The organism is Spirillospora sp. NPDC000708, from assembly GCF_040299565.1.
Taxonomy (GTDB): Bacteria; Actinomycetota; Actinomycetes; order Streptosporangiales; family Streptosporangiaceae; genus Spirillospora.
Genome location: NZ_JBEPCJ010000032.1, coordinates 92,677 through 99,320, shown reverse-complemented (window position 1 = coordinate 99,320; position 6,644 = coordinate 92,677). Strand labels below are relative to the sequence as shown.

General features: G+C 72.7%; 7 protein-coding genes. 3 read left to right on the top strand and 4 right to left on the bottom strand.

Going from position 1 to position 6,644, the window contains the following annotated elements:
* The first annotated feature begins 783 nt into the window (after positions 1 to 783).
* The gene (locus tag ABT299_RS23295; RefSeq protein WP_500251968.1) at positions 784 to 1,401 is read left to right on the top strand and encodes a TetR/AcrR family transcriptional regulator; all 618 of its coding nucleotides are present in this window, start codon (positions 784 to 786) and stop codon (positions 1,399 to 1,401) included.
* A 10-nt stretch (positions 1,402 to 1,411) separates the two neighbouring features.
* Entirely contained in the window at positions 1,412 to 2,317 is a 906-nt protein-coding gene (locus ABT299_RS23290; protein ID WP_433237721.1) for an SDR family oxidoreductase, read from the top strand.
* On the opposite strand, the gene ABT299_RS23285 is transcribed toward ABT299_RS23290, so the two are convergent.
* The gene (locus ABT299_RS23285; RefSeq protein WP_387030015.1) at positions 2,314 to 3,282 is read right to left on the bottom strand and encodes a CapA family protein; all 969 of its coding nucleotides are present in this window, start codon (positions 3,280 to 3,282) and stop codon (positions 2,314 to 2,316) included. The two genes, ABT299_RS23290 and ABT299_RS23285, sit on opposite strands and share 4 nt — an antisense overlap.
* Before the next feature lie 23 nt (positions 3,283 to 3,305).
* A complete protein-coding gene (locus ABT299_RS23280) occupies positions 3,306 to 3,884 on the bottom strand; it encodes a dihydrofolate reductase family protein (RefSeq protein WP_433137956.1) in 579 nt (192 codons plus the stop codon).
* Positions 3,885 to 3,954: 70 nt separating this feature from the next.
* Here ABT299_RS23280 and ABT299_RS23275 point away from each other — a divergent pair, with 70 nt between their 5' ends.
* A complete protein-coding gene (locus tag ABT299_RS23275) occupies positions 3,955 to 4,536 on the top strand; it encodes a TetR/AcrR family transcriptional regulator (RefSeq protein ID WP_190866158.1) in 582 nt (193 codons plus the stop codon).
* Between the two features lie 56 nt (positions 4,537 to 4,592).
* On the opposite strand, the gene ABT299_RS23270 is transcribed toward ABT299_RS23275, so the two are convergent.
* Positions 4,593 to 5,363, bottom strand: a complete 771-nt coding sequence (locus ABT299_RS23270; protein ID WP_500251967.1) for a chymotrypsin family serine protease — start codon at positions 5,361 to 5,363, stop codon at positions 4,593 to 4,595.
* A gap of 171 nt (positions 5,364 to 5,534) precedes the next feature.
* Complete coding sequence (locus ABT299_RS23265; RefSeq protein ID WP_387030028.1) at positions 5,535 to 6,578, bottom strand: SGNH/GDSL hydrolase family protein; 1,044 nt, start codon at positions 6,576 to 6,578, stop codon at positions 5,535 to 5,537.
* Positions 6,579 to 6,644 lie beyond the last annotated feature (66 nt).

Genomic DNA, 6,644 nt, shown 5'->3' with positions numbered 1-6,644 from the left:
TGGACGAAGTCCATCGCGAAGCGACGCCGAAGGCGCCCTTGACTTTGGAGGGGCGGCCCCGTACGCAAGCGCCACCCCACCACCCGAACACCCCGCCTGCCGATCTCCCAGACACCCACCTCGCTGCACACCCCCTAGCGCCGCCGTTCACCCATAGCGCCGCTGTTCAGCCCAAGGACCCTCTGAACACATCCCCACCACACCCTCACGCCCCCAAGCACTCCTCGCTCGCCCACACCGCGCCGGGCACGCACTTCCGTCCCACCAAACGCCAAGGCCCCTGAACGGACTGCTGCTGCCGCTCGCCCTACGCCCGAACATCACTCCACCCACCACGCCGAATACTCGCCGCACGCCCACCCCCTACAACCACCGACTCTCCTCCAGGCGTTCCTGCTGCTCGCCGCCGCCCTGTTCTGCGTCGGCCTCTACGGCGCCCTGTCGCAGCGGTCGATCGTGTGCCTCGTGCGTGAGCGCTACAAGCTCTCCCCTACGAACTCCTTCTGCGCGCTCCCGAGCCAGCCCTTCACCACCACGGCCCCGCCCCACCCGCAACAGCGCACCTCCCGCCACGCTCATCGTTCCTCTCCCCCGGCCGCCCCACCCCCACTACCTCACCCTTACAGCCCCACCCTCACTGCCCTACGGTCACGGCCTCCAGGAGAAACCCCAGTTCAGACCACAAAGCAGCCCCCTCCGCAGCCACCCGCGCAAGGCCCAACTCGCGCAAGGCACAGCCCACGTGCTTTAATAAATGCACAGTCATTTATTAATGGAGGTGCGATGGCGGGGCGGCCGCGGGGTGTGGACGACGCGGTGATCCTGCGGGCGGCGGTCGAGGTGATCGGCCGGGTCGGTCCGGCGAAGCTGACGCTCGCGGCGGTCGCCGACGAGGTGGGCCTTGTGCCGGGCACGCTCGTCCAGCGGTTCGGGTCCAAGCGCGGGCTGCTGCTGGCGCTGGCCGAGCAGGCGGCGCGGGACGCGGAGACGCTGCACGAGCGCGTGCGGGCCGGGCAGGGCGACCAGCCGGACGGCCAGGCGGGGCGCGAGCCGGCGCTGGCGACCTTGCGGGCGTTCGTGCGGCGGTCGTGGTCGGCGATGTCCACTCCGGAGCAGTACGCCAACCATCTGGCGTTCCTCTGCATGGACCTGACGGATCCGGAGTTCCACGCGCACGCGCTCGCCGTTCACGAGGCGAACGGGCGGGTCATCGCGATGCTGCTCGGCGAGGCGGTGGCAGACGGCGTGCTGCGGGAGGAGACGGACGCCGAGGCGCTCGCCGCGTCGCTCCAGACCGTCATCGCGGGGGCCGGGCTCTGCTGGGCCCTGGACCGGTGGGGAACGCTGGCCGAGCGGCTGGAACGCGAACTGGACGGCGCTCTCGCACCGCATCTGGCATGAAGGAGGGGTCATGGATGATCGTCCGCTGACCGGCAAGGTCGCACTGGTCGCCGGGGGCACGCGGGGCGGCGGTCGGGGCATCGCCGTCCAGCTCGGCGCCGCCGGCGCGACGGTGTACGTCTCCGGCCGCAGCAGCGCGTCCGGCGGGTCCGGTCTCGGGCGGCGGGAGACCATCGAGGAGACCGCGGACCTGGTCACCGAGGCGGGCGGGACGGGCGTGCCCGTCCGCACCGACCACGCCGACCCGGATCAGGTCCGCGCGCTGGTCGAGCGGATCGCGGCGGAGCGGGACGGGCGGCTCGACGTGCTGGTCGACTCGGTGTGGGGCGGCGACCCGCTGACCGACTGGGAGCGTCCGCTGTGGGAGCAGGACCTCGGCACGGGTCTGCGGCTGCTGCGGCAGGCCGTGGAGACCCACGTGATCACGAGCCGGTTCGCGCTTCCGCTGATGGTGGCGCGCGGGCGGGGCCTGGTGGTGGAGGTGACGGACGGGAACACCGCCCGGTACCGGGGCTCGTTCTTCTACGACCTGGCGAAGTCCGCGGTGATCCGGCTGGCGTTCGCGCAGGCCGCCGAGCTGCGGCCGCACGGGGTCGCGGCGGTGGCGGTCACGCCCGGTTTCCTGCGGTCGGAGGCCGTCCTGGACCATTTCGGCGTCACGGAGGGCACCTGGCGGGACGCCGCGGCGAAGGACCCGCACTTCGCCTACTCCGAGAGTCCCGCCTATCTGGGGCGGGCCGTCGCGGCGCTGGCCGCCGACCCGAACATCATGGACAAGTCGGGCCGCGCGCTGGCCACCTGGGGGCTGTACGAGGAGTACGGGTTCACCGACGCCGACGGCACCCGGCCGGACTGGGCCGCGCACTGGGCCGAGGCGCTGGCGGACGAGTACGGGCCGCTGGGCGACCCGCTCTAGGACGGCGCGGCGACGACGAGCCGGTCGTCCTCCACGGTGACGGCGGTGCCGAACTCGGCGCAGGCGGCGGTGAACCGCTCGAAGATCCAGGCGCGGTCGGCGGGGCCGGCGAGGCGGGTGCGGGCGAAGTCCAGGCGCAGCGGGACGGCCTCGGCGCGGGACGGCCCGTCCGGCCCGAAGGTGACGAGGAACAGCAGGCCCAGGTCGTTGCGCAGCAGGTCGGACACCACGTAGTCGTCGATGAAGTCGCCCATGTCGAACAGGACCGGCCAGGCGACGCCGTGGAAGACGTGCGCGGAGCTTCCCGCGACGAGCGACGCGCCCGCGTCCACCAGGTCCTTCGCGGCCCGGCGGACGTAGCGGAGCGGTTCGCCGGTCATGTTGGGGCCCCAGTGCGGCATGACCAGCACGGCGTCGTTCGTCCGGGCGAGCGCGCCGATCTCGTCGCGGAGCCAGGCGGGGACGCCGTGCTCGAGATCGGCGAGCGCGACGCCCGGGCGGCCGGGTCCGGCGGCGAAGTCGGCGGGGTGGTCGGTGAAGCCGGCGACGGCGATGCGGAGGCCGCCCGCCTCCAGGATCACCGGCGCGCGCGCCTCGTGGACGCCCGGCCCCGCGCCGACGCTGCGCACGCCCGCGGCTTCGAGGTGCGCCAGGGTGTCGGCCAGGGCGTCCGGGCCGAAGTCGAGGGCGTGGTTGTTGGCGAGGGTCACGCAGTCGACGCCGAGGTCGAGGAGCGCCTCGACGGCGTCCGGGGGCGCGCGGAAGTGGAACGGCTTGCCGGGCGCGTCCCACGGCCGCCCTCGGGTGGACACGCAGCATTCGAGGTTCAGCAGGGCGAGATCGGCCTCGTGGAAGACCTCCCGCACGTCCCCGGCGAACAGGCCGTGCGGGCCGGACACGGCGACCTCCTCCCCTACTCCGCGTCCGAGCATCGTGTCCCCTGCGAGGGCCACTGTGACGGTCATCGGCACCACCCCCCGATCCCGTCCTACCCCTTGCGGGAGAACCAAGTGATCTGCGTGCCGCTGGGGAGGGTCTCGCGGCGGTCGGGGGTGAACAGGGTCGGGTCGAACCGGCCGGAGAACGCCGGGACGCCGTCGCCCGCGACGACGGGGTAGCTCTTGACGATCATCTCGTCGATCTCCGGGAGGAGCGCGGCGGCGAGCCTGCCGCCGCCGCAGAGCCAGACGTCCCTGTCGCCGTCCTCGGCCTTGAGGGCGCGGACGAGGCCGAGGGGCTCGCGGACGAGTTCCACGGCGGGGTCCTCGATCGCGGGCAGGGTGGTGGACGCCACGTACTGGCGCATGTGCGCGTACGGGCTGGTGACGCCGATGTCGAGCGCCGGCTGGTAGGTGCGGAGCCCCATGACGAGGGTGTCGAACCGCCGTCGGGGGGCGTCCGCGTCCACGCCGAGGTGGGGGCGGACGTGCGTCGGCAGCGTCTCGGGGAGGTTGTCCTTGATCCAGTCAGTCATGTCGTCGCCGAGGGGGTAGAAGTCGACCTCCCCGCCGGGACCGGCGATGTAGCCGTCGATGCTGACGCCGACGTAGTAGACGAGCTTGCGCATAAATTGAACTCCGTTCGTAGTACTCTACTTGAAGTGGTTTGAACTTAGTACTACGGATGGAGTGGTGTCAATGCGGAGGAACGAGGAGCGGCGCGCGGCGCTGGTGGACGCCGCGATCGAGGTCCTGGCCCGGGACGGGGCGCGCGGCCTGACGTTCCGCGCCGTGGACGCGGAGGCCGGCGTGCCCGTCGGGACCGCGTCGAACTACTTCGCCAAGCGGGACGACCTGTTCACTCAGGCCGGCGGACGCATCTACGAGCGGCTCCAGCCGGACGCCGCGACCATGGCGGGCGGTCTGCAGGGCCCGCGTGACGCCGCCAAGGTCACCGGGCTGCTCCAGGACGCGGTCGGCCGGATCTCCGAGTTCCGCACCGGCTACCTGGCCCTGCTCGAACTGCGCCTGGAGGCGACGCGGCGGCCCGAGCTGCGCACCGTCCTCACCGAGCGGGTGCGCCGGGACCTGGACGCCAACATCGCCTATCACGTGGAGGCGGGCCTGCCCGGCGACGCCGACACCGTGCGCCTGCTCTACTTCGCGCTGAACTGGCTGATCGTCGAGAGCCTGACGCTGCCGGGCGTCCTCGCCGAGCACGACCTGAAGGACCTCGTGGCCCTCGCCGTCGAGCGCGCCCTCCCCCGCGAGGGGACGTGAGCCGAAACGGCGGCGCCTCCCCGCGGCCGCGGGGAGGCGCCTGGAACCGGAGGTCGTCAGCCGACGTGGAAGCCCGCCCCCACGCCGCCGTGCGCGTTCATGTCGTCGAGGATGCTCGTGATGGGCGTGAAGTGCTGGGCGCCCCACGCCGAGCCGGTCAGGGCCGTCCCGTTGACGACGGGTGCCCCGGAGTCGCCGGCCCACGTCCAGATCAGCGTCCAGTACCAGGGGGCGTCGGCGCCGAGCGTGGCGCCGCAGGTGAGGCCGGTGGTGTGCCCCTGCTTGCACATCCGGGTGCCGGACGCGGGGACCTGGCCGACGGAGTCGATCGTCGTCGAGCCGTTGGGGGCGCCGACGGTGGCGGCCGGGGCGACCTTCGCCGGGTCGAGCTTGATGACCGCGTAGTCCAGGCCCCGCGGGCCGCCGGAGGCGTAGTTGTTCGGCCCGCTGACGTAGGTGACCTTGCCGATCGGGCCGATCGCCATGGTCGCGTCGAAGTCGAAGGTGGCCGGGGCTGGCGAGCCGGGCGTCCCGGCGGGGATGGTGTTGGCGTAGACCGTGTCGCCCACGAGCTTGTTGCCGTCGGCGTCGATGAAGCAGTGCGCGTTGGTCAGGCCCACCAGGTTCCCGTCGGCGTCGTGGCCGATGGCGGTCAGCGTGCACAGCTCGAAGCTGTAGCCGCCGCCGGAGACCTGCTTGACCTGCTGGACGATCCCGGAGCCGCCGCCGAGCGGTACCGGCGAGTCGGCGTGCGCGGGGAGCGCGGGCACAGACAGGCCCGCGGCGGCGAGGGCGGCGGCGAGGGTCCTGCGCAGGAGCTTGGGCATCGTGGCTCTCTTCCAGGAGTCGGGCGACCGGACACCGCACAGCTAAACAGACAGCAGTGTCTTTCTGAAAGTCGGACCGGCGCTCCGGCGCACGGCACGCCCCTCCCGCGGGCATGCCGGAGGGGCGTCACCGCACGTCAGAACCGGGACGTACGTCGCATCGTGGCCGTTTCAGGACAGCGGGCGGCCCGGGCCCTTCTGGATCTGCGCGAGGAACAGCTGCGCGAGCGCGTGCTGCCCGGCGGCCGTCGGATGGAAGCTGCGCGGCTCGGCCTCCAGCGCCGACAGGTTCAGCGCCAGGCCGTTCATGTACGGCACCGCGCTGCCCGCCTCGTGGCCGGCGAACGCGCTGTAGGCGTCGACGAACTCCACGCTCCCCCGGCCGTGCCGCGCCACGACCCGCGCGTCCGCCTCGGCGACCGACTGCCGGACGATCTGCCCGAGATCGTAGGCGCGGGCGTTCAGCCAGCGCTGGTCCGAGACCGTGATGTTGTCCCCGCCGACCCCCGTGATCTCGGAGAACGCCTTCGGGTACCCCATCACGATCACCCGCGCGGACGGCGCCCGGTCGGTGATCTTCTCCAGCAGGGCGGGCAGGTTCCCGCGGAGCTTCGCCATCCGGGCGGCGATGTCCGCGCCCTGGCCGGTGCAGCTGTGGCTCCACGGCAGGTGCACCACGCAGCCGCCCAGCACCTTGGAGAACCCGACGTCGTTGCCACCGATGCTGATCGTCACCAGGCTGGTGCCGGCGTCGACGCGGCCGAGCTGCGGGGGCTCGCCGTACCGCCCCTTGAGGACGTCGGCCGTCGTGGCGCCCGAGCACGCCCAGAACGAGGACCCCTTGGCGAACCGGAACGCCGTCGAGACCTCGTGGTAGTACGCCTTCGACGTGCGACGGCACCGGTTGAGCGGGTTGTTGTCGGCGACCGTCGCCTCGGCCCCGACGCCCGCCGAGTACGAGTCGCCGAGCGCGACGTACGCGCCGCGCGTGGCCGCCTCGACCGGCGTGACCTGGTGCTCCTTCGCGACGACCGGATCGGCGCGGACCGGCGGCCTCGGCCGGTGGCACCCGCTCCCGAACGCCTTGCACCGCGCGGCCGGCATCGCCACCAGCGGAACCACCGCGAGGGCCAGCAGCCCCACCAGGACGAGGACGGCGAGCCCGCGCTCGCCCAGGCGCTCCCGCAGCCGACGCGGCCAGGACCCGGGGGTCAATCGTCCTCCTCGCGCAACCGGGACGCCGGGCGCCCCCGACCGTCCGCCTTTACGTTGTAGATCTTG